Source organism: Arthrobacter sp. Rue61a, assembly GCF_000294695.2.
GTDB classification, from domain to species: Bacteria; Actinomycetota; Actinomycetes; order Actinomycetales; family Micrococcaceae; genus Arthrobacter; species Arthrobacter aurescens_A.
This window is the reverse complement of record NC_018531.1, coordinates 1,655,472-1,677,237: the sequence shown is the minus strand read 5'-3', so window position 1 is coordinate 1,677,237 and position 21,766 is coordinate 1,655,472. Positions and strand designations below refer to the sequence as shown.

The 21,766-nt window shown below is 63.0% G+C and carries 19 protein-coding genes; 8 read left to right on the top strand and 11 right to left on the bottom strand.

Annotation, left to right across the window (positions count from 1 at the left end):
* The first annotated feature begins 42 nt into the window (after positions 1-42).
* The 3 genes from ARUE_RS07715 (at position 43) to ARUE_RS07705 (ending at position 6,432) form a co-directional block, all read left to right on the top strand.
* Positions 43-1,008 (top strand): quinone oxidoreductase family protein, encoded by a 966-nt coding sequence (locus ARUE_RS07715; RefSeq protein WP_011774340.1) that lies wholly within the window; start codon positions 43-45, stop codon positions 1,006-1,008.
* Between the two features lie 156 nt (positions 1,009-1,164).
* Positions 1,165-5,076 carry a Pls/PosA family non-ribosomal peptide synthetase gene (locus ARUE_RS07710; RefSeq protein ID WP_014921317.1) on the top strand — a complete coding sequence of 1,304 codons (3,912 nt, stop codon included), beginning with the start codon at positions 1,165-1,167 and terminating at the stop codon, positions 5,074-5,076.
* A 12-nt stretch (positions 5,077-5,088) separates the two neighbouring features.
* Positions 5,089-6,432, top strand: a complete 1,344-nt coding sequence (locus ARUE_RS07705; RefSeq protein ID WP_014921316.1) for a M1 family metallopeptidase — start codon at positions 5,089-5,091, stop codon at positions 6,430-6,432.
* 4 nt (positions 6,433-6,436) lie between these two features.
* Here ARUE_RS07705 and ARUE_RS07700 read toward each other — a convergent pair whose 3' ends face one another.
* The 4 genes from ARUE_RS07700 to pheS form a co-directional block, all read right to left on the bottom strand.
* A complete protein-coding gene (locus ARUE_RS07700) occupies positions 6,437-7,084 on the bottom strand; it encodes a 4'-phosphopantetheinyl transferase family protein (protein WP_043470011.1) in 648 nt (215 codons plus the stop codon).
* A 130-nt stretch (positions 7,085-7,214) separates the two neighbouring features.
* Positions 7,215-8,081, bottom strand: coding sequence for a trypsin-like serine peptidase (locus ARUE_RS07695; protein WP_014921314.1), 867 nt, complete (start codon positions 8,079-8,081; stop codon positions 7,215-7,217).
* Positions 8,082-8,265: 184 nt separating this feature from the next.
* A complete protein-coding gene (pheT, locus tag ARUE_RS07690) occupies positions 8,266-10,809 on the bottom strand; it encodes a phenylalanine--tRNA ligase subunit beta (RefSeq protein WP_014921313.1) in 2,544 nt (847 codons plus the stop codon).
* A gap of 2 nt (positions 10,810-10,811) precedes the next feature.
* The gene (pheS, locus tag ARUE_RS07685; protein ID WP_011774334.1) at positions 10,812-11,873 is read right to left on the bottom strand and encodes a phenylalanine--tRNA ligase subunit alpha; all 1,062 of its coding nucleotides are present in this window, start codon (positions 11,871-11,873) and stop codon (positions 10,812-10,814) included.
* Positions 11,874-12,031: 158 nt separating this feature from the next.
* Here pheS and ARUE_RS07680 point away from each other — a divergent pair, with 158 nt between their 5' ends.
* Positions 12,032-12,478: a hypothetical protein gene (locus ARUE_RS07680; protein WP_011774333.1), complete on the top strand. Its 447-nt coding sequence runs from the start codon at positions 12,032-12,034 to the stop codon at positions 12,476-12,478.
* Between the two features lie 2 nt (positions 12,479-12,480).
* On the top strand, positions 12,481-13,110 hold the full coding sequence (locus tag ARUE_RS07675) for an SIMPL domain-containing protein (RefSeq protein ID WP_014921312.1): 630 nt from the start codon (positions 12,481-12,483) through the stop codon (positions 13,108-13,110).
* On the opposite strand, the gene pcp is transcribed toward ARUE_RS07675, so the two are convergent.
* Complete coding sequence (gene pcp, locus ARUE_RS07670) at positions 13,107-13,748, bottom strand: pyroglutamyl-peptidase I (protein WP_014921311.1); 642 nt, start codon at positions 13,746-13,748, stop codon at positions 13,107-13,109. The two genes, ARUE_RS07675 and pcp, sit on opposite strands and share 4 nt — an antisense overlap.
* A gap of 91 nt (positions 13,749-13,839) precedes the next feature.
* On the opposite strand from pcp, the gene ARUE_RS07665 reads away from it, so the two are divergent.
* Positions 13,840-14,934 carry an Rv2578c family radical SAM protein gene (locus ARUE_RS07665; protein WP_014921310.1) on the top strand — a complete coding sequence of 365 codons (1,095 nt, stop codon included), beginning with the start codon at positions 13,840-13,842 and terminating at the stop codon, positions 14,932-14,934.
* 10 nt (positions 14,935-14,944) lie between these two features.
* Here the strand turns inward: ARUE_RS07665 and ARUE_RS07660 are convergent, their stop codons facing one another.
* Positions 14,945-15,379 carry a (deoxy)nucleoside triphosphate pyrophosphohydrolase gene (locus tag ARUE_RS07660; protein ID WP_014921309.1) on the bottom strand — a complete coding sequence of 145 codons (435 nt, stop codon included), beginning with the start codon at positions 15,377-15,379 and terminating at the stop codon, positions 14,945-14,947.
* 133 nt (positions 15,380-15,512) lie between these two features.
* Between ARUE_RS07660 and ARUE_RS07655 the strand changes: the two genes are divergently transcribed.
* Positions 15,513-16,721: an MFS transporter gene (locus ARUE_RS07655; RefSeq protein WP_043470009.1), complete on the top strand. Its 1,209-nt coding sequence runs from the start codon at positions 15,513-15,515 to the stop codon at positions 16,719-16,721.
* 99 nt (positions 16,722-16,820) lie between these two features.
* Here the strand turns inward: ARUE_RS07655 and ARUE_RS07650 are convergent, their stop codons facing one another.
* The 5 genes from ARUE_RS07650 to infC form a co-directional block, all read right to left on the bottom strand.
* Complete coding sequence (locus ARUE_RS07650; protein WP_014921307.1) at positions 16,821-17,747, bottom strand: cation diffusion facilitator family transporter; 927 nt, start codon at positions 17,745-17,747, stop codon at positions 16,821-16,823.
* 100 nt (positions 17,748-17,847) lie between these two features.
* Positions 17,848-18,759 carry a TrmH family RNA methyltransferase gene (locus ARUE_RS07645; RefSeq protein WP_014921306.1) on the bottom strand — a complete coding sequence of 304 codons (912 nt, stop codon included), beginning with the start codon at positions 18,757-18,759 and terminating at the stop codon, positions 17,848-17,850.
* A 26-nt stretch (positions 18,760-18,785) separates the two neighbouring features.
* The gene (gene rplT, locus ARUE_RS07640) at positions 18,786-19,460 is read right to left on the bottom strand and encodes a 50S ribosomal protein L20, sunset domain variant (protein ID WP_043470006.1); all 675 of its coding nucleotides are present in this window, start codon (positions 19,458-19,460) and stop codon (positions 18,786-18,788) included.
* Between the two features lie 119 nt (positions 19,461-19,579).
* Positions 19,580-19,774, bottom strand: coding sequence for a 50S ribosomal protein L35 (rpmI, locus tag ARUE_RS07635; protein WP_011774324.1), 195 nt, complete (start codon positions 19,772-19,774; stop codon positions 19,580-19,582).
* 117 nt (positions 19,775-19,891) lie between these two features.
* Complete coding sequence (gene infC, locus ARUE_RS07630) at positions 19,892-20,908, bottom strand: translation initiation factor IF-3 (RefSeq protein ID WP_014921303.1); 1,017 nt, start codon at positions 20,906-20,908, stop codon at positions 19,892-19,894.
* Positions 20,909-21,302: 394 nt separating this feature from the next.
* Here infC and ARUE_RS07625 point away from each other — a divergent pair, with 394 nt between their 5' ends.
* Entirely contained in the window at positions 21,303-21,701 is a 399-nt protein-coding gene (locus ARUE_RS07625; RefSeq protein WP_043471107.1) for a DUF1844 domain-containing protein, read from the top strand.
* Positions 21,702-21,766: the final 65 nt, after the last annotated feature.

Sequence of the window (21,766 nt, the reverse complement as noted above, 5' to 3'; positions counted from 1 at the left end):
AAACCGGGCACCGGAAGGACCGCCCCGGAGTAAGGAGCCACCATGACGAACGCCATCGTTGCACAGCAGTCCGGAGGACCTGAGGTCCTCGAGTACGCATCCGTGGAAACACCGTCGCCTGGCCCCGGCCAGCTGTTGATCAAGGTCGCAGCTGCCGGGGTCAATTTCATCGAGACGTACCAACGCAGCGGCACCTACAAAGTGGAGTACCCCTTCACGCCGGGCGCCGAGGCTGCCGGCACAGTGGAGGCCGTAGGAGAAGGCGTTGAGGAATTCTCTGTTGGTGACCGCATTGCCACCGCCGAGGGGTCCAGAACCTACGCGGAGTACGCCCTCGTTGAGGCAAGCAAGGCACTGCCGGTTCCTGACGGCGTCGATGATCACACCGCCGCGGCCCTGCCGCTGCAGGGAATCACCGCTCACTACCTGATGAATTCATCCTTCCGGGTGGAGCCCGGGCACACCGTCCTCCTGCATGCAGGTGCCGGCGGCGTCGGCCTCCTGCTGACCCAACTGCTCAAGGCCCGCGGCGCCCGCGTCATCACCACCGTCTCCTCTGATGAGAAGGCCGATCTCTCCACGCTGGCAGGTGCCGATGAAGTACTCCGCTACGAGGGCTTCGCAGACAGAGTCCGCGAACTTACCGACGGTGAGGGCGTCAACGTGGTGTACGACGGCGTCGGCAAGGACACGTTCGATGACTCCCTGAAGAGCCTGCGCATCCGCGGCGCCATGGTGCTCTTCGGTGCGGCTTCCGGCCCGGTGCCGCCGTTCGATCCCCAGCGTTTGAACGCCGCAGGTTCGCTCACCCTGACCAGGCCCACCATGGCTCACTTTGTCCAGAACACCCACGAGCGTCGATGGCGCTCGGCAGAAATTTTCGACGCCGCCGCCAACGGCACCCTCGCTGTCAGGGTTGGTGCCACCTATCCCTTGGCAGAAGCGGCGCAGGCGCACCGGGACTTGGAAGGCCGCCGGACCACTGGAAAAGTCCTGCTGGTCCCTTAAGTACCGGTTTGAACGTCAGGTGAGCGGAAAGCGAACAATGATGCAACAAAGTGTTAAGGGCAGGAAACGTCAGACACCTTTTGTTCATCTTTCTGCGGAAAGCTGACGTTCGTGAGCACAGAACATCCCGCTGGGGCCGGTACGACGCCTGCCCTGATGACATACCGACCCCAGCTACCGGGAGGCGCGGCGGCCCCCGCCGAGCGCACTCTCGTCGACATCCTGGAAGATACCGCTTCATCATTCCCCGAGGCCTCTGCCTTGGATGATGGGCACAAGTCATTGAGCTACACCGAACTGCTCAAGGCTGTCCGCGCTTTCGCAGCGCAATTGAACGGTGCAGGGCTTGGCCGTGGGGACAAGATCGGCGTCAGGATCCCCTCGGGAACCAATGAGCTTTACATCGCCATACTGGGAATTCTCATGGCCGGCGCCGCTTATGTCCCGGTGGATGCGGACGACCCCGACGAGCGCGCCAAGTTGGTGTTCGGGGAAGCCAAAGTTGGCGCGGTCATTGCTTCGGGCCTGGACGTCCAGCTCGCCGGCGAGGCAAGGGAAGCTGTTTCCGGTCCCAGCACGCCCGGACTGGATGACGATTCCTGGATCATTTTCACTTCCGGTTCCACAGGCACTCCCAAGGGCGTCGCCGTCAAGCACCGCTCTTCCGCAGCGTTCGTTGACGCGGAAGCCCGGATCTTCCTCCAAGCCGAACCCATTGGACCTCAGGACCGGGTACTGGCTGGGCTCTCCGTCGCATTCGACGCTTCCTGCGAGGAGATGTGGCTTGCCTGGCGGCACGGTGCTTGCTTGGTGCCCGCACCACGAGCCCTGGTTCGCACCGGAATGGACCTCGGCCCCTGGCTCATCAACCACGGCATCACGGTAGTCTCCACAGTGCCCACCTTGGCTGCACTGTGGCCGGCTGAGGCATTGGAGAACGTGCGGCTCCTCATCTTCGGCGGCGAAGCATGCCCACCCGAATTGGCCGAACGGCTCGCCGTGGACGGCCGCGAAGTGTGGAACACTTACGGGCCCACAGAGGCCACGGTGGTGGCGTGCGCCGCTCCCCTTGGCGGACCCGGTCCCGTACGGATCGGCCTGCCGCTGGACGGGTGGGACCTCGCCGTCGTCGATCCCAATGGAGTACCGGTCGCTGAAGGCGACATCGGCGAACTGATCATCGGCGGCGTCGGGTTGGCCCGCTACCTGGATCCCGCCAAGGACGCCGAGAAGTACGCCCCCATGACCACGCTGGGATGGGCCCGCGCCTACCGCTCTGGCGACCTCGTGCGCTTCGAAACCGAGGGCTTGATCTTCATGGGCCGGGCCGATGAACAGGTCAAGCTGGGCGGGCGTCGCATCGAACTGGGCGAAGTGGATGCGGCCTTGCAATCCCTCCCCGGCGTTGCCGGCGCAGCGGCCGCAGTCCAGACGACGGCGGCCGGCAACCAGATCCTGGTGGGGTACTTAGCTCCGGCTGACGGCCATGAGCTCGATATGGATGAAGCACGGAAGCTCCTCGGCGAGAGCCTTCCGGCTGCCTTGATCCCTTTGCTGACCGTGGTGGATTCGCTACCCACCAAGACCAGCGGCAAAGTAGACCGTCATGCCCTTCCCTGGCCGCTGGCGGGGGCCGGTGCCACGGAGGCCAGCAACGCACCGTTGAACCTGCCGGATGACGCGGGTTGGGTAGTGGATCAGTGGGAGTCTGTGCTGGGCAGTCCGGTGAGTTCCCTGGATGCCGATTTCTTCGCCTACGGCGGCGGGTCCCTGGCAGCGGCCCAGCTCGTTTCCGCTCTTCGTGTCCGGTACCCCACCATTACCGTCGCCGATATTTATGCGACGCCGCGCATCGGCGCCCTGATTGACGCCGCCCGGCAATCACTGCCCGACGGCGGCACGCCGGGTCCCGCCGCTGAGCGCACCGTCCGTCCCACCGCTTTGAAGTCGCAGATTTTCCAGGTCCTCATGGGCGTGCCGCTCCACATACTCGTGGGGATGCGTTGGCTGACCTACCTCATGGGCGCCAACAATCTACTTGCAGCCTTTGCCGGGTTCGCTGCGGCCCCCGTGGTCTCCTGGTGGTGGATCGCGGCGTCATGGTTGGTCTTTGTCAGCCCCTTGGGCCGCATGGCGATCTCGGTCCTGGCGGCCCGCATCCTGCTCGGCAGAATTGAACCCGGCACTTACCCGAGGTCCGGCAAGACGCACCTGCGGCTGTGGCTCGCAGAGCAAATTCAGGATCTTTCGGGCGCCATCGGCCTGGCCAGCGCACCGTTCGTCCCGTATTACGCGCGCGCCCTGGGTGCGAAAATCGGCAGAGACGTCCATCTGCACTCGTTGCCCCCGGTCACCGGCCTGCTGTCCTTGGGTAGCGGAGCAAACATCGAGCCCGAAGTGGACCTTTCGGGCTGGTGGGTGGACGGTGATTCAGTCCACATCGGCAAGATCCACGTGGGAGCTGGTGCAGTCGTAGGTGCACGGAGCACCCTGATGCCAGGAGCGACCATCGGCGCAGGTGCCCACGTCGATGCTGGATCCGCTGTGTTGGGCAAAGTGAAAGCCGGACACCTCGTAGCCGGCTCCCCCGCAGAACGCCGCGGAAAAGCCAAGCACGAGTGGCCTGAGCCCAGCAGCCGCCGGCCCGTCATCGACAGGCTCTGGTTCTCCGCCTTTGCCAGCGCTTCGGCCCTTCTGGCCCTCATCCCCTATGTTTCTGCTTTCGCAGGCGCACTGGTGGTCCTGGCTTTCATCCAAGGCCATGATTCGTTGGAGACCGCTCTTCCGCACATCGCCATCGCCCTGCCGCTGGCGGCCCTGGTGTGGTTCTTCGGCAACCTCGTGCTCATCCTGATTGTCGCCAGGCTTCTGGGATTGGGCCTGGCGGAGGGCTACTACCGGGTTCGAAGCCGCATCGGCTGGCAGGTCTGGGCCACGGAACGCCTCCTGGACATGGCACGCGACCTCCTCTTTCCCGTGTACGCAAGCCTGTTCACCCCTGTCTGGCTCCGACTCCTCGGGGCCAAGGTGGGCAAGAACGTGGAAGCCTCCACCGTGCTGCTCGTTCCAAAAATGACCACCATTGGCGATGGCGCCTTCCTGGCGGATGACACTATGGTTGCCTCCTACGAGCTTGGCGGCGGGTGGATGAAAATCGCTCCGGCGAAGATCGGAAAGCGTTCCTTCCTTGGCAACTCGGGGATGACGGCCGCAGGCCGCAACGTACCCAAGAATTCGCTCGTCGCAGTGCTGTCGGCCACGCCCGCCAAGGCGAAATCCGGTACCTCATGGCTTGGCAGCCCTCCGGTGAGGTTGCGCCGCACCGCAGTCAACGCTGACCAGACCCGCACCTTCCAACCGCCCCTCAAGCTCAAACTGGCACGAGCCCTGTGGGAACTGTGCCGCTTGGTTCCGGTCATCCTCACGGTGAACATCGCTGTCTCCGTGATGCTGGTGCTGGACTGGATCGCCCGCGGGTGGGGCTACTGGATTGCCGCCCTCCTGGGTGGCGTAGTGATGCTGGCCGCAGGCGCCGTTGCCGCGCTCAGCTCCATCGTCGCTAAGTGGGTCCTGGTGGGGAGCATCCGTTCGGGAGAACATCCGTTGTGGAGCTCGTTCATTTGGCGCAACGAGGTTGTGGACACGTTTATCGAGATGGTGAGCGCCCCGTGGTTTGCCCGGTCTGCTGCCGGAACTCCTGCCTTGGTGTGGTGGTTGCGCGGACTTGGAGCCAAGATCGGACGCGGAACATGGTGCGAAAGCTACTGGCTCCCCGAAGCTGACCTCGTGACCTTGGGCGAGAACTCCACCGTCAACCGTGGTTGCGTGGTCCAGACACACCTGTTCCACGACCGTGTAATGAGCCTCGACACCGTGACGCTCGGCAACGGTGCCACCATGGGACCGCACGGCGTCATCCTCCCCGCGGCCAGCATCGGCGACGGCGGTACTGTTGGTCCGGCGTCGTTGGTCATGCGCGGCGAAACCGTCCCGGCCGGGACGTACTGGATGGGTAACCCGGTGAGCCCGTGGGTGGGTCCGTCTGCACAAGCGCCGCGCCTCAAGTAGATTGGACGGATCATGACCGTACCAATCGCTACTCCCACAGCCGAAGCCGACCCCTACGCCTTGAACCACGGCAGCAGCAGCTACCGCGTGGACAGGTACGAGTTGGACCTCGATGTCAGGCTGGGCAGCAACAAGCTAATCGGCAAAGCGGTCCTGCGATGCACAGCCTTGGAGGCGGCCTCGCAGATCGTCCTGGACCTGGTGGGCTTGCGGGCCAGCAAGGTTCAGCTGGATGGCAAGAAGCTGCAGAAGTTCAGCCACAGGGCGGAGCACCTGGTGCTGACGCCCACAACCTCGCTCAAGCCTGGCCAGCAGTTCTCACTCGAGATCCGCTACGACGGCAACCCCCAGCCGCGCCGCGGCCTCTGGGGTGATGTCGGTTGGGAGGAATTGAACGACGGCGTACTGGTGGCCGGCCAGCCCAACGGTGCAGCGTCCTGGTTCCCGTGCAACGACCATCCGCGGTACAAGTCAACCTTCCTCATCTCCGTCACCACAGACGACAATTACCGGCCCGTCTGCAACGGCCAGCTAGTCAGCCATACCCGGAAGTCCAGCCGGGAAACGTGGGTCTACGAACAAGCCGAACCCATGGCCACGTACCTGGCCACTGTGCAGATCGGTCGCTACGCGAGGGTCCCACTCCACGCCGGCAATACTCACCATCGGGTCCCCCAGTTTGTTGCCGTGACGCCCGAGATGGCAGTGGACGCCCTCCAAGGCCTGCGCCGGCAGCCGGACATGATGCGTACTTTCGAGGACTGCTTCGGCCCCTACCCGTTCGCCGACTACACCTCGGTGGTCACCGAAGACGAGTTGGAAATTCCACTGGAAGCCCAGACCGTCTCCATCTTCGGGCGAAACCATATGCGCGACACATGGGATGCGCAGCGCCTGATCGCGCACGAGCTCTCGCACCAGTGGTTTGGCAATTCGCTCACGGTGAGCAGCTGGAAGGACATCTGGCTCCACGAGGGTTTTGCCTGCTATGCGGAGTGGCTATGGTCCGAGGAATCCCGCACCATGACGGTCGCCGCCCGCGCAACGGCCGCGTGGAAGAGGCTCGACGCCGGGGCCCAAGACCTCGTAGTGGGTGATCCGGGTCCCGAGCTGATGTTCGATGACCGCGTCTACAAACGCGGCGCACTTGCCGTTCATGCGGTGCGGATGGCGGCCGGGGACGAAGCATTCTTCGGTTTCCTGCAGCACTGGACGGCTACGAATCGGCACGGTTCGGTCTCAACTGGGACGTTCATTGAGGCTGCGGATTCATTCGTTCCCGGGCTTAATGCCGCGTCGATTCTCCGCCCGTGGCTGTACGAAGCTTCGCTGCCACCACTGCCTTCAGCGCGTTGACGCGTTAGCCGAGGGCCAAAGCGGCGACCAGGCCTTCCGGCAGATCACGATTGCTGACAATGTTCACGTCCTGTAAGCCCGGACGGTCCACCACGTCCAATTCGGCTGGGTTCCTTCGCAGACCCTCGCCCGTCATCTTTAGCCAGGCTTCTTTGCGCGCCCAGAGCCGGGCGCGCCGCCTGGCTTGATCCTGCGCCGGGATGGACACCAGGAATACCTTCTCGGCTGCGGTCAAGGCGACGCCGTCAAAGCCATCGAAGCCAATCCCGCTTATCGCTTCAAGGTCCGCTCCCAGCCGGATGCCCTCCGCTGGATGTACGACGCCGGCCAGCAGCACCCAGCCCGACGCCCGGGATGCGCTTACCGCCAAAGGCGCCGGGCCGCCGTCGAGCATGAACCCGGGGCGGCCGTGGTCCTGTCCCGGGCCGCACCGCGGGCAACAATAGTCCGGTACCAGCCGAGTGGGGTCCACGTCGAGGAGCGAGGCCGCGAAGTGCTGGAGAGCGAGCCGGCCGGCAAGGAACACGTTGCGGTCCTTGGCATCGGCAAAGCTGTTGGCGCGCTCGAGGGCCGGTTGGCCAAGGTCTCGAAGAGGGACATCCGAAAAAGGCAGGTCACCCAGCTTATGCAGCGCAAGTTTTGGGTTATCCATCACGACCTCCCTACGGCCCTCTCCCCAGCAAAACTTTAGCGTGCTTCTCTCGCATCCCACCCGGACAGCAGTGTTCCCCGCAGCCAGGTTCGCAGCGGGGAACACGTGTAGGTGAGTTAACTCATCCGGGTTACTTCACCGACGTCAGGTAGTTCGCCAGCGTGGGCGTGATGCGGGTGCCTGAGTTGGAGCTGCCGCCGTTGGTGTGGATTGCCACGATGGTGTTGGAGCTGTTGTACACGGGGGCTCCACTCTGACCGCCGTAGGTGTCCATCTTGTAGAAAACCTTCTCCGTCTGGGTGCTTTCAATGGGGCCGGTCATGGACCACATGGTGCCGAAGGCTTTGTCTCCCGGATAGCCCCGGACCGTAGTGCTGATCCCGTTCAGGCTGGCGGTTGTGCCGGTGTAGTTGAGCCATCCGGTGGTGTTACCGATGGTGCAGTCGAGCTTGATGACACCCCAGTCTGCATTGGTATTGGCGGAGTCGATCCAGCGCTGGTCCGTGAAGATCTTGGTTGCCCCGCACGTGCCGTAGGGATCGGTTGAGCCGTTGCGGCCCGGAGCCACTTTGACACCCCAGGAGTAGTCGGCTTCCGATCCGGTGCCGCCCTCGTGCACGCAGTGCCCGGCAGTCAGGACTGTGTCGTCGGAGATCAAGGCACCGGAGCAGATGTATCCGCCATTGAATTCAATCTGCACGATCGAGCGGTTGGGTGCCGCAGTGGTGTTGGTGATCCGCACCCGGCCGTCCGCACCGATGACTGAGTCTGTGGACGCGCCGCCGTTCTTGGAGGGTGCGGCAATGGTGTATTTGTCTGCCAACGGCGACGCGGCGGAACCGGAAACCTGCGATTGGTCTACCGTGTGCGATACGGGCTGGACCTCTGCGGCGTTCACTTGGGGCGTCGACTCTGACGCCACAGCGGCTCCACCAAGCGAGGACGTCAAAGCCATTACTGCAGCCCCGACAAGCAAAGCAACGTTCTGCTTCTTCATGGGTACCTTTCAAGGGACGGCTCTGGGGAACCGTGCGAGGGATGTGATACGCATGCTTCACATGTGTATGACAAAACTGTCATGCATATGTGAATATTCTGTCAAGATGCTGGGAGTGTTATCTCAATAAAAAGAAAGTCCCCGGAACCTGTTCGATTCCGGGGACAGTCCTAAGTAAAACAGGTCAGCGCTGAACAGCCCCAAACCGCTCAGTCGCCACGGCCACAGCAGCAGCGCGGGCTTCAGAGGCCTCATCGGCCGTCAACGTGCGGTCGTCCGCGCGGAAACGCAAGCCGAAAGCCAGCGACTTCTTGCCGTCCTCAATGCCCGGCCCCACATAGACATCGAACAACGAGACATCTTCGAGGAGGACTCCGGCGCCTTCGCGGAGCGCCGAAAGGACTTGGTCTGCCGGCACGTCCTGCGGGACAACCAAGGCAACATCCTGCGTCGCCACGGGGAACCCGGAGATGTGCTTGGCCACGATCACGTCAGCGGCAGCTTCGAACAACGCTTCAACATTGACCTCAAGTGCCACGGAGCGGGCCGGCATGTCGTGCGCAGCCAGGAGCTTAGGGTGCAGCTCTCCTGCGTAGCCCACAACGTCGCCAGTGCGCAGTGCGAGTCGGGCTGCACGGCCCGGGTGGAATGCCTGGTGGCTTCCCTGGCTGACAACCAGCTCCACGCCCAGGACGTCGGCGATCAGGCGTGCCACATCAACAGCGTCTGCCCAGTCCCAGGCACGCGGCGTATGCGTCGCAGCTGCCGGGGAGTCATGGCCGGTCAGGACAGCGGCGATGTGCAGCGGCTGGTAAGGGACGCCGTCGTACAGTGCATCCAGTACCTCATCGGCGGGCTTGACGCCCAGCGGCGGAATGGAATCCGTGCCCAGCTTTTCACCGGGGAGGAAGACCGAACCGGCCTCATACAATGCCAGGTCGCGGAAGCCGCGCGAGTGGTTGCGGCGGGCGACCTCGATCAGGCCCGGCAGGATGGAGGTGCGGAGGTATCCTTGTTCCTCACTGATGGGGTTGGCCAGCTTGAGCGCCGGGCGAGCCGCACCTTCAGCAGCAACACCGAAGGTGTCATTGGCTGCCTTGGAGACGAACGGGTAGGACAACACCTCGGTAAGCCCTGCATCAGCCAAAGCCTGGACAACGCGGCGCTTCTGCTGCTGGCTGCGGCTCAGGCCACGGCCCGGAGGCGCCACCGGAAGAGTCGAGGGGATGTTGTCGTAGCCGACAAGACGCGCGATTTCCTCGGAGAGGTCTTCCTTGGTTTCGAGGTCGTTGCGCCAACTCGGAGCCGTCACGCGGTAGCCGCTGGCGGTCTTCTCCACCACGGCCCCCAGGTCCACAAGGGACGTGGTGATCTGCTCGTCAGTGAAGTCGATGCCGATACGGGCGGAGGCGAACTCTGCGGGTAGTTCAATGGTGACGGCGTCAGGAGCGGTTCCGACGTCGGTCCCGGCCTCATCTGCGGTGCCACCGGCGAGCTCGACCAAGAGGTCAACCACGCGCTGGGCGGCAATGTTGGCGACGTGCCAGTCCACGCCACGTTCGAAGCGTTTGGAAGCTTCGGACGGCAGCTTGTGCCGGCGACGGGAGCGGGCAATGGAGACTTCGTCGAAGTGCGCGGCTTCCACCAGGATGTTGGTGGTGGAATCGGACACCTCGGTGTGGGCGCCGCCCATCACACCGGCGATGCCGATGGCGCCGGAATCATCGGTGATCAGCAGGTCCTCGACATCGAGCGTGCGCTCTTTGTCATCGAGGGTGGTGATCTTCTCCCCCGCCACTGCACGACGAACCACGATGTCGCCAGAGAGCTTGTCCAGGTCATAGCAGTGGTTCGGCTGGCCGAGCTCCAGCATGACGTAGTTGGAGATATCAACCGGCAACGAGATGGAGCGAACGCCGGCCAGGCGAAGGCGCGCGGACATCCACGGCGGGGTGGGACGTGAAGCATCCACGCCGCGGACCGTGCGGGCCACGAAGCGGTCGCAGCCGGGCTTGCCGTAGATCGGCGCGTCGTCGTTGATCTTGACGCCGTAGCCGCCCTGAAGGGAAGCCGGTGCGCTGACCCTCGACGCCGGATCCACAAACGTGGTCCCGGTGGCGTGGGCGTATTCACGGGCGACACCACGGATGGAGAAAGCATAACCGCGGTCCGGCGTGACGTTGATTTCCGCTGCCTGGTCGTAGAGACCAAGGAGTTCCATCGCGTCAGTGCCGATTTCCGGGTCCAGGCCGATACGCGAGAGGACCAGGATACCGTCGTGGTCGTCCCCGATGCCCAGCTCGCGAACGGAAGCGATCATGCCCGCGGACAAGTGACCGTAGGTCTTCCGCGCCGAGATCTGGAAGTTGCCGGGCAGGACAGCACCAGGCAGTGTGACAACTACCTTGTCTCCCTCAACAAAGTTGTGAGCACCACAGATGATGCCCTGCACACCGGAAGGATCGATGCCCTTGCCGGTGAGGGTCTGCTCCTGTCCCTCAGGGACCACGCGGACCTGGCACCAGTTGATGGTTTTGCCGTTGGTCTGCGGTTCCTTGACCAGGCTTAGGACCTGGCCAACCACAATGGGACCCCTGAGCTCGTCGGTGGGGCGGTGGACTTCTTCTTCTTCGAAGCCAACTTTGACCAGGTCAGCCATGACGTCTTCGGCCGTGGCGTCGGCCGGTACCTGCGCGAATTCACGCAGCCAGGAAAGTGGGATACGCACTGTTAGATCTCCATCCCGAAGTGCTCGCTGAAACGTACATCGCCTTCGATCATGTCGCGCATATCGCCGACCTCGTTGCGGAACATGAGCGTGCGCTCGATGCCCATACCGAAAGCAAAACCTGAATAGATGTCCGGATCGATGCCGGCTGCCCGGAGGACGTTGGGGTTGACCATGCCGCAGCCACCCCACTCGATCCAGCGGGGACCGCCCTTGGCGCCCGGGTGCCAGATGTCCAGCTCAGCGGAAGGCTCAGTGAACGGGAAGTAGTTGGGGCGCAGGCGGATGGACGCTTCGTCGCCGAACATCTGGCGGGCGAAGTGCTCCAGCGTGCCGCGAAGGTCTGCCATGCTGAGGTTCTTGTCGATCGCAAGACCCTCGAACTGGTGGAAGACAGGCGTGTGCGTGGCATCGAGTTCATCCGTGCGGAACACCTTGCCGGGGCACAGCACATAGATGGGAACTTCACGCTCCAGCATGGAACGGACCTGCACAGGGGACGTGTGCGTACGCATCAGCAGGTGCGCCTCAGGGGGCTCGACGAAGAACGTATCCTGCATTTCGCGGGCCGGGTGGTCCGGCTTGAAGTTGAGGGCATCGAAGTTGAACCACTCGGACTCCACCTCGGGGCCTTCGGCGATTTCCCAACCCATGCCAACAAAGATGTCCGAAACACGGTCCTGCAGCGTGGACAGCGGGTGGCGCGCACCGGCACGGCGACGACGCGGAGCGGCCGTGACATCAACGGTTTCTTCCACCAGGATGCGAGCGTCATTCTCAGCCTCGAGCACTTGGGTCCTGGCAGCGAGCGCTTGGTTGACCCGGCCGCGGGAGGAGCCCATGAGCTTGCCGGCGGCAGCCTTGTGCTCCTTGGCGAGGCCACCGATTTCACGGTTGGCCAGGCTCAGGGGCGACTTCTCACCGGTGTGGGCGAGGCGGACAGCCTTGAGTTCATCAAGGGAGGAAGCAGCCGCAATAGCGGCAATGGCGTCCTCGACGGCGGCGGTGATGGCGGCTTCATCCAGCGGATTCGGGATGGCAGCGCCTGGCAAAGTGTCAGTCATCTACTGTTCTTAGCTACGAGTCGGGAGCGGCCGGCAAGGCAGGCCTGCAAAACGAAAGGGCAGTGCTCACCGCGGACGGCAGGCACTACCCTTCAGTCTAGTTGAACCTCGCAGGCGCGCTTTAACCGCGGAGTTTGGGACGGGTCTAGCATGGCTTCATGACTCCGGCGCAACGCTTACGGCAGATCGCAAACGTCGTGAACCTGTCCACACCGCTGGGACTTGCAGTGGCTGCGGCGTCCCGAAGCACTCTCTCGCGCGGTCCGCGCGGCCTCCTGATAGCTGCCGGGTATCAGTGGAAACTCCCCCACGCGGGCGCATTCACACTGGGGAACGTCATTCTGTACCGCGCGCCGCCGGGCGTGGCCGGAGCCGACACAGTGCTCCTGGGCCATGAAGAGCGGCACAGCACCCAATACGCGTACTGCCTGGGACTTCCTTTCCTGGCCCTTTACGGCGTCGCCGCCGCTTGGTCCATGCTGCGCAGCGGAAACCCGGGCTCAAGGAATTTCTTCGAGCGCCAGGCGGGCCTCGCGGCCGGCGGCTACGTGGACGCGCCCAACCGCCCGCAGGAGAGACCTGCCAGCAATCGAATCGAGGCTTAAGAATGAAGCGAACCATCACTGTCACCGGGACCGCGAGCGCAAAGGCTGTTCCAGACCTGGTCACCTTGACGCTCGGCATCGAGACCCGCCGGGACTCGGCGGCGAAAGCGTATGACGACGCCGGGAAGGCGGCTAACGCTGTCGCGGCCGCTGTGCGGGGGTCCGGTATTTCCGACGTCGACCTTCGAACCAGCGGATTGAACCTTCGTGCCGATCTGGTGTGGGTGGAAGGTCAAGGGCAGAAGGTGACCGCGTACGTGGCATCCACGAACCTGCAGGTGGGAATCCGCTCCCAGGCGGACGCACCAGGTGCTATCGCCGCCGCGGTGGCGGCCGGCGGCGACGACATACGGATCAACGGGATCGAGCAAGGCTTTGCGGATAATTCCTCGGTCACAGCCCAGGCACAAGAGGCCGCATGGCAGGATGCCGTGGCAAGAGCCGCACAGTACGCTTCGCTGGCTTCGGCCGGGCTTGGGCAGGTGGTGTCCATTTCCCAAGAACCCCTGCACGGCGCACCTATTCCTTTGGGTGGAATGGTCAGGGCCTCCTTCACTGCCGAGGCCATGCCCGTGGAAGCCGGCGAGTCCTCAGTCACGGCGAGCGTCAAGGTTGAGTGGGAGCTTGTTTAGCGGATAGCCCCTGCTGAAATTTTCACATCGGTCTGTGTGCGCAGGGCTGTCCGGACAATGACGGCAATTCCCTCCGCCATCACATCCAAGGGCATGGACGGCACTGGGCTGTCTGCCTGCAGCTGTTCCGGCAAGTAGGGAACGTGGACGAACCCGCCACGGATGCCGGGCCTGGACACGAGCGAATGCATCAGGGCGTAGAAAACGTGGTTGCACACGTAGGTTCCCGCGGACTGCGAGATCTCTCCCCTGATTCCCGCGATCTGGAGGTCTCTGAGCGCCGCCTTTATGGGCAGGCTTGAGAAGTATGCTGCGGGCCCGCCCGGGATAACCTCCTCATCGACGGGGCGCTGGCCTTTATTGTCCGGGATCCGGGCGTCATCGCAATTGATGGCGACGCGTTCCAAGGAGACCCGTTCACGGCCTCCCGCCAAGCCAAGACAAATAACCAGGTCCGGGTTGAGACGGGCTATTGCCTCGGTGAGGACATGTACGGACTCACCAAAGACGCATGGGAGCTCCACCGCTTCAACGGCGATGCCCTCTGAGGCGAGCAACTCCCCCGCACGCCGCGCCGCCAGCCAGGAAGGATTCACGGTGTCCTCAGCAAACGGTTCGAAGCCAGTCAGCAGAATCATGGGGCAACCTTAGCAATGCCCCTGCCCCCGTGATCCGGACCTTGGTGTCGAGGCCTTGACATTCATTCGAACATACATTCGAATAGAGTCCATGAGATGGGACGCACAAGCACTTTCACCTACGCGTGGACCGGCGTCAGAAACCAGTGACACCCAGGCTCCGGGCCCTGCCCCGGCACTGGATGCCTTGCTGCCACTGGCCGGGCTTGTGCGTTCCATCTCAACACCCGAATTCTCGGGAGTCACCTTCCATGAGGTCACCGCAAAGTCAGTGCTCAACAAGGTGCCTTCCGGTTCCAACATGCCGTTTGAGTGGACCGTGAATCCCTACCGCGGCTGCAGCCATGCTTGCGTCTACTGCTTCGCCCGCAAGAGCCACACGTATCTGGAATTCGACGCCGGACGGGACTTCGATTCCCAAGTGGTGGTCAAGATCAACGCCGCAGAGGTTCTGCGCAAGGAACTGGCCAAGCCCTCCTGGGCACGTCCTCAAGTTGCCCTTGGCACCAACACCGATCCCTACCAACGCGCCGAAGGTCGCTATGCGCTCATGCCGGGAATCATCCGGGCCCTGGCGGACTCCGGCACTCCGTTTTCCATCCTGACCAAGGGCACCCTGCTGGCACGGGACATTCCTCTGCTCAAGCACGCCGCTACGCAGGTTCCCGTGGACCTCGGTATCTCCCTGGCTATGACCAACGAAGATCTGGCTGCACTGATCGAGCCCGGTACGCCTTCTCCCAGGGCGCGGTTGAAGCTCATCGCCCGTCTTCGGGACGCTGGCCTGGGTTGCGGCGTCATGGCGATGCCTATCCTGCCCTGGCTTACAGACTCGGATGAGGCCCTTGACTCCTTGTTCGCGGAGCTGACGAAGGCGGGGGCCACAGGAGTCACAGCCGGCGCCCTGTACCTCAAGCCGGGAACGCGGGAGTGGTATATGAAGTGGCTGGCCGTCCAGCACCCGGAGCTGGTGGGCAAGTACAGGCGGCTTTACGGCCAAGGCTCCTACGCCTCCAAGGAGTACCGTGCATGGCTGACCGGCCGGATCAGCTACTTCAAGGCGAAGTACGGCTTCACCGGGACGTCGGGCTTCAGCCATCGGAATGCACGGCCTTCCACCGGAACGGGAGCCGGCCCGGCCGTGGACGTGTCCGCTCCCCTCCCGGGACAACAGCCGCTTTTCTAGGAGTCCGTTCTCAAGCTGGAGCGGCTACCCGATCCAGCAGGGCCTGGACAATCGGAAGGTCTGCCGGAATCCACGGAAGGCTGAGAGCTTCGTCATGCTCAACCAGCGACACCCAGCGAAGTTCATCGTGATCTTCCAGGGGCCGCGGCTCGCCCGCCGTCAGTTCGGCGAACCACACGCGCATGGACGCACGTTCATTGAGTGTCCACCCGGCGACATTGCCTGAGTCAAGCTCGGGCCCCAGTTGCACTTCAATTCCCAGTTCTTCCGCGAGTTCGCGATGCAGGGCAGCCTCCGCAGCCTCACCGGTTTCCACCTTGCCGCCCGGAAATTCCCACATACCCGCAAATTGGGGTGGTGCTGTGCGGCGCGCAACTAGTAGGCGGGTGGGGGCTTCCAGGGAGTCGACGACGGCGGCGCCCACGACGTTAATCAGTGCAGTCACCGCAACAGTCTATGGGGGCCCGATGAATGGGGCTCGTCACATAGCGACGCCAAGTGGTGGGTGCGGGACTAAACTTGTTATCGGATTTTCTCCGCATTCCTCAGCCCACAAGGCACCCTCAAGAAGCAGGCTTATGACTACCACTGTGTCCCCACCCGCTACCGCCAAAGCTGCAAGGAAACACCTTGGTCTGGCAATCCTGGCCTTGGCCATGGGCGGATTCGCCATCGGTACCACCGAGTTCGCCATGATGGGCCTGTTGAAGGAAATCGAGGAAGGGCTGGGCATCAGCACCCCCGAGGCCGGCAACCTCATTTCTGCTTACGCCTTGGGTGTGGTCATCGGCGCTCCCGTCTTCGCCGCATTCGGGGCAAAGCTCCCCAGAAAGCATCTTGCCCTGGGGCTCATGCTGTTCCTGTCCCTGGCGAACCTGACTTCCTTCATCGCGCCCGATTACGGCTTCATGCTGCTCTCGCGCTTTGCTTCGGGCCTTCCCCATGGAGCCTTCTTCGGAGTGGCAGCCGTCATCGCTGCCGGCCTCGTCGCCCCTACCAAGAGGGGGTGGGCAATCTCCATGGTGATGGCAGGACTCACGGTCTCCAACGTCATCGGCGTCCCCTTGGCCACGTGGGTGGGTCAGACCTTCGGATGGCGACTGCTCTTCGTCATCGTCGGCGCCATCGGGCTGTTGACCGTTGCCATGGTGTGGAAGTTCGTTCCCTTCGAAGCAGCGCACCCGGAGGCGAGCATCCGGCGCGAGCTGGGGGCACTCAAGCGTCTTCAGGTTTGGCTGGCGCTGTTGATCGGCGTCATTGGATTTGGCGGCTTCTTTGCCGTGTACACGTACATCGCGCACACCATGACGTCCGTGGCTGGAATACCCGAAAACCTGATCCCCGCCGTCGTGGCCCTCTATGGACTAGGCATGGTAGTGGGCAACATCTTTGGTGGACGCCTTGCTGACAAGTCCGTGATGGGCACCATCTACTGGGTCATGCCGGGAATCGCCGTGGCGCTGGTGGTCTACGCCGTAGCTGCGCACTGGGCTTGGGCCGCATTCATCATGGCGTTCGTAGTGGGCGGCATCGGTTCCATGCTGACCCCTGCCCTGCAGACCCGACTCCTGGACGCTGCACCGGGCGCCGCATCGCTGGCATCCTCCCTGAACCACTCAGCCCTCAACATCGCCAACGCGCTCGGCGCCTTCCTCGGCGGAACCGTTATCGCCTGGGGCTGGGGCTATGTAGCTCCTGCATTGGTAGGTTCGGTCCTGGCCATCTTGGGCCTCGGAGTGGCCGTACTGAGCGGCCTGCTGGAACGCAAGAGGCCGCTGGCCACCTGATCCTCATGAGGACCGGCGGCACTGGCCGGTTAGCTTGAGTTAACGCAGATGGGCTCCGCGCAAGCGGAGCCCATCTGCGTTAAGCGCGTGGCCGAAATCCTAAAGCTGCGATGCCTGGACGCGCTCGATGTCGGGTTCGAGGTAGATGACCCGCGCGATCGGAACGGCCGCACGGATACGCTGCTCGGCGTCGTCGATACCTTTGGCGATCTCTTCACCCGTTTCGGAAGCACCCATGGAGATCTTCGCGGCTACGAGCAGTTCCTCCGGGCCCAAATGCAGGGTCTTGAGGTGGATGATGCGGGTGCCGTCGGCTTCCAGGGCCTCCGTGATGCGCTGGACGTCCTCCTTGGTGGCGGACTCCCCCAACAGCAGGGACTTGGTTTCCAGGGCCAGGACCACGGCTATGGCCACCAGCAGGAGGCCGATCATTGCCGTGCCGAGTGCATCCCAGACACCGTCACCCGTAACCAACGTCATGCTCACACCGAAGAGCGCGAAGATCAGGCCAAGCAGCGCGCCGAAATCTTCCAAGAGAATAACCGGCAGTTCCGGCTGCTTGGCGTTCCGGACGAACTTCACCCACGACTGCTTGCCGCGGATGTGGTTCGACTCGATGATCGCAGTGCGGAACGAGAACGACTCGGCAATGATGGCACCCACCAGGACGGCCAACGGGACCCACCAGAAAGCCCCCTCAATACCGTGGGGGTGCTGGAACTTCTCCCACGCCTCGTACAGGGCAAACAGGCCACCAACACTGAACAGCACGATCGAGACAATAAACGCGTAAATATACCGTTCGCGGCCGTAGCCGAACGGGTGCTCAGGGCTGGCGGCTTTCTTGGCACGCTTTCCGCCCACGAGCAGGAGGATCTGATTGCCTGAGTCAGCTACAGAGTGAATGGCTTCTGCGAGCATGGACGATGACGCCGTCAGGAAGAACGCAACGAACTTCAATACGGCGATGGTCAGGTTCGCGGCAAGCGCCGCCACAATCGCTTTGGTACCGCCACCTGCAGCCACGAAAGCTTCACCTCTTCGGGTTAGGGAAAGAATGGAATTGACCAAGAAGAGTCGTCATCGTCTGATCCTGCATCCAATACCGTACCCGGCGATGCGCTGTTTACACATTCCCCACTCGGGCGCTTTGCTGGGAGCGCGCACTGGCGTAAAGGCACACCGTGGCAGCCGTGCCCAGGTTAAGGCTCTCAGCTGCCCCATAAACCGGTACTGCCACCCGGTGATCAGCCAGTGCAAGCTCCGCATCCGACAAACCCTGTGCCTCGTTACCGAACAACCATGCCGTAGGAGACTCAAGGGCATAGTCCGAGGCTACGGAACCATTCCCGAGCCTCCGCGCCGCATTCTCATCTTGCAGCTTGTCCAGGTTGACGGTTCCATAGCCATCGGCCGCCAGAATGCCGATCCCTCGCCGGCGGCACTGTGCCACCAGTTCCTCGACGTCGGCTCCCAGAACCACCGGCAGGTGGAAGAGGGAGCCGGCAGTGGAGCGGACAGCCTTGGGGTTGTAAATATCCACGCTGGAGCCTGTCAGCACCACGGCATCTGCCCCAGCCGCATCAGCGGCGCGCAGGACCGTACCGGCGTTGCCTGGGTCGCGCACCTGGCACATCACGGCGATCAGGCGGGGACCGGCGTCGAGCACTGAATCCAGGCTGACATCCACAAAACTGCACACTGCCACAATCCCCTGTGGATTGACGGTGTCCGCCATGGCGGCAAGGACTTCGTCGCTTGCCAGCCGGAGCAGCGTCCCCAGCGCGAGGTCGGCAAGCTCAGGGAGGCGTTCAAGGCAGGCTTCGCTGGCGAAAACTTCATGCACGACGGCGGGACCTCCGGCCGCGGTGCGCTCACGGTGCAGCGTCAACGCCTCACGCACCGCCTGCGGACCTTCTGCCAGAAAGCGTCCGCGTTTTAAACGCGCCGGGCGCCCGGCAAGCTTGGCGACGTCCCTCACCCGATCAGCTCGGGGGTTGGTCATCGGAAAGTCTTGCGGGCGCCCGGTTTCGTTCATATAAAGAACTTTAGTGGCAGTTGCGACTAGTTCTTGATCTGCTGGCGGGCTTCGCCACCTGCAGGCTCAAAGCCGGCAGCCTTTGCAGCCTCAACGGTGGAGAACCAGTACTCAGCAGCAGTGGTGTTGTACCAGGTGGAACCCGGAACGTGGTACTTCTTGGACTCGGCGTTGCCCTTGATGGCGTAGCCTTCCGGAGCCTCGTCGCCGTCAGCAGCAACTGCGCCGTCGATGGCCGGCTTCTCGGAAACGACAGCCTTGACAGCCGTTGCGGTGGCAGCAGCCGGAGCAACCTTGGCAGCCTTGGGGGCAGGGGCAGCGGCAGCTGCAGGAGCCGAGGTGTCAGCCGGAAGTGCAGCCTTGGCGATGTTCACCAGAGCGGCGAAAGCGTTGGCGTCGGAAACGGCCAGCTCGGCCAGCATGCGGCGGTCAACCTCAACCTCAGCGGCCTTGAGGCCCTGGATCAGCCGGTTGTAGGTGAGGCCATTGGCGCGGGATGCAGCGTTGATGCGCTGGATCCAGAGGCGACGGAAGTCACCCTTCTTCTTACGGCGGTCACCGTAGCTGTACACAAACGAGTGCAGCAGCTGCTCTTTGGCCTTGCGGTACAGGCGCGAACGCTGTCCGCGGTAACCCTTTGCGCGTTCGAGGACAACCCGGCGCTTCTTGTGGGCGTTTACCGCCCGCTTCACACGTGCCACGTGCGTACTCCTTCAGAAATCTTTATCCCAAGCTGCTACTGCCGGAAACCCGGCCGGCCTGAGAAGGCTTTTGGTGTAGTCGGTCCCTGCCGGATGGCAGTAACCAAAGAACTTGGAACTTAGACGCCGAGCATCTTCTTGATGACCTTGGCATCGCCCTTGAAGACGAGCTTGTCGCCTGCGAGACGACGGGTCAGCCTGGAGGACTTGTGCTCCAGGTAGTGACGGCGGTTGGCCTGCTGGCGCTTCAGCTTGCCGGTACCGGTCAGCTTGAAGCGCTTCTTAGCACCGCTGTGGGTCTTCATCTTCGGCATGGGAACCGATCTCCTTACGTATCCACGGACGAGTCCGCGATTCTTTCGCGCAGCCGGCCTACGAGGGCCGGCGTGCTGGTTGCTTGCCGATGGAGGCGGGGCCTCCGCGGCGTTGAACTAGTTGGTCTTGCGTGATGCGGGCTTCGGCGCAGCCTTGGGCGCCGCGGGCCGGGCTGCCGGCTTGGGAGCTGCCGGCTTGGCGACGGGCTTCGGAGCCGAAGGAACTGCAGGCTTCGGGGCAGCTGCGGGAACAGCCGGCTTCGGAGCTGCTTCTACTGGAGCAGCCTTGGCGGCCGGAGCCTTTGCGGCCGGCGTTGCCTTGACCGGTGCAGCCTCGGCCACGGGTGCTTCTTCAACCACCGGCGCAGGGGCTTCCTCAACAACCGGAGCTTCCTCCACGATCGGAGCTTCTTCAGCAGCCGGCGCGGTTTCCTCAACAACCGGAGCTTCCTCAGCAACCGGCGCCTGGACCTCGGGTGCTTCAACAGTTTCCTGCTTGGTCTCCTCTTCGGTGACCCTGAAGCCCTCGGGAAGAAGGTCAGCGAGGCTCTGAGTCAGCGGAGCCTGCTCGCCCGTGGTGTCAACGCGTCCCGACGCCTTGGCCTCATTTTGCGCCTTGGCCTCAGCACGCTGCGTTGCGCGACGGGCTTCAGCCTTCGCTTCAGCCTTGTTCTTCAGCGGGCCGATCACCATGACCATGTTGCGGCCATCGATGCGCGGGCTGGACTCGATGATGCCAACCTCGGCAACGTCTTCAGCGAAACGCTGCAGCAGGCGGATGCCCATCTCGGGACGCTGCTGCTCACGGCCGCGGAACTGGATCATGGCCTTGACTTTGTCGCCGGCACCCAGGAACCGAAGTGCGTGTCCGCGCTTGGTTTCGTAGTCGTGCTTGTCGATCTTCAGGCGGAAGCGAATTTCCTTCAGAACCGTGTTGGTCTGGTTCTTGCGGGCCTCGCGGGCCTTTACGGCGGCTTCGTACTTGTACTTGCCGAAGTCCATCAACTTGCAAACAGGAGGCTTAGCCTGCGGGGCAACTTCAACGAGATCGAGATCGGACTCGGCAGCAAGACGCAGGGCGTCCTCGATGCGGACAATTCCTACCTGTTCGCCGGCAGGACCGACCAGCCGCACCTCGGGGACGCGGATACGCTCATTGATTCTTGGCTCGCTAATGTTAAAGCTCCTGTGGTTGTGATGATGTCACCGGCAAATAGAGAAGGCCCCCAATTGCTGGTGCAATCGAAGGCCTCGAAGATCGGCTGCACCTCCTCTAAGGAAGCACGCACCCCCGGAGGCCATGCCTCCAAAAGTGTCCGACCAGGTACCCGGCAACCTCTTGTCCCAAAAAGGGATCCTGTCCCCGAAGGGAACGGCTGACGCGGGTGGGAGAGAACTCCGCTTGCAAACTGAAAATCAATTCTACAGAAACAACCCGCCAAGCGCACATTGCGTGAGGCGGGAGCATGAACTGCAGATGTTGACTGTGAATAACGACTTCCAGTCGGTCTGTGACAAGCTTACCAGTATGAGCACTGAAGACAGCAATTCCCGCAACTCCTATGGCGAAGACGCCGCCCCCGCCGTTGATGCCGGGGTGTCCCAGCAGATCCGTGACATCGCTGAAGTTCCGGCCGTGGAAGTTATTACCACCGGCGCCGTCCACCTCATGAGTGCGGCCGCCGTCAAGGTTGGCCTGGCAGATGACCCCAATGCCGAGGACCTCAAGGACTTGGACGAGGCCCGCAAGCTGATCACAGCCCTCGCCGGCCTGGTGTCGGCAGCCGCCCCGGAGATCGGTTCACAGCACGCAGGCCCGTTGCGCGATGGCCTTCGCTCACTGCAGCTCGCCTTCCGCGAAGCGTCACTCATTCCCGACGCACCGGGCAAGGGCCCGGGCGAAAAGTTCACCGGACCGGTGAACTAGCCCCAACAACCGCAAGAAACAACGACGGCGGGTGGACCCACATGTGGTCGACCCGCCGTCGTTGT

Coding starts and splice junctions, on each gene's coding strand:
- ARUE_RS07680 (WP_011774333.1), top strand. CDS start 12,032: ATGACTCCGGCGCAACGCTTACGGCAGATCGCAAACGTCGTGAACCTG.
- ARUE_RS07715 (WP_011774340.1), top strand. CDS start 43: ATGACGAACGCCATCGTTGCACAGCAGTCCGGAGGACCTGAGGTCCTC.
- rpmI (WP_011774324.1), bottom strand. CDS start 19,774: ATGCCGAAGATGAAGACCCACAGCGGTGCTAAGAAGCGCTTCAAGCTG.
- ARUE_RS07695 (WP_014921314.1), bottom strand. CDS start 8,081: ATGAAGAAGCAGAACGTTGCTTTGCTTGTCGGGGCTGCAGTAATGGCT.
- ARUE_RS07665 (WP_014921310.1), top strand. CDS start 13,840: ATGAGATGGGACGCACAAGCACTTTCACCTACGCGTGGACCGGCGTCA.
- ARUE_RS07645 (WP_014921306.1), bottom strand. CDS start 18,759: ATGAACGAAACCGGGCGCCCGCAAGACTTTCCGATGACCAACCCCCGA.
- ARUE_RS07655 (WP_043470009.1), top strand. CDS start 15,513: ATGACTACCACTGTGTCCCCACCCGCTACCGCCAAAGCTGCAAGGAAA.
- pcp (WP_014921311.1), bottom strand. CDS start 13,748: ATGATTCTGCTGACTGGCTTCGAACCGTTTGCTGAGGACACCGTGAAT.
- pheS (WP_011774334.1), bottom strand. CDS start 11,873: ATGACTGACACTTTGCCAGGCGCTGCCATCCCGAATCCGCTGGATGAA.
- ARUE_RS07625 (WP_043471107.1), top strand. CDS start 21,303: ATGAGCACTGAAGACAGCAATTCCCGCAACTCCTATGGCGAAGACGCC.
- ARUE_RS07700 (WP_043470011.1), bottom strand. CDS start 7,084: ATGGATAACCCAAAACTTGCGCTGCATAAGCTGGGTGACCTGCCTTTT.
- ARUE_RS07705 (WP_014921316.1), top strand. CDS start 5,089: ATGACCGTACCAATCGCTACTCCCACAGCCGAAGCCGACCCCTACGCC.
- ARUE_RS07675 (WP_014921312.1), top strand. CDS start 12,481: ATGAAGCGAACCATCACTGTCACCGGGACCGCGAGCGCAAAGGCTGTT.
- ARUE_RS07710 (WP_014921317.1), top strand. CDS start 1,165: ATGACATACCGACCCCAGCTACCGGGAGGCGCGGCGGCCCCCGCCGAG.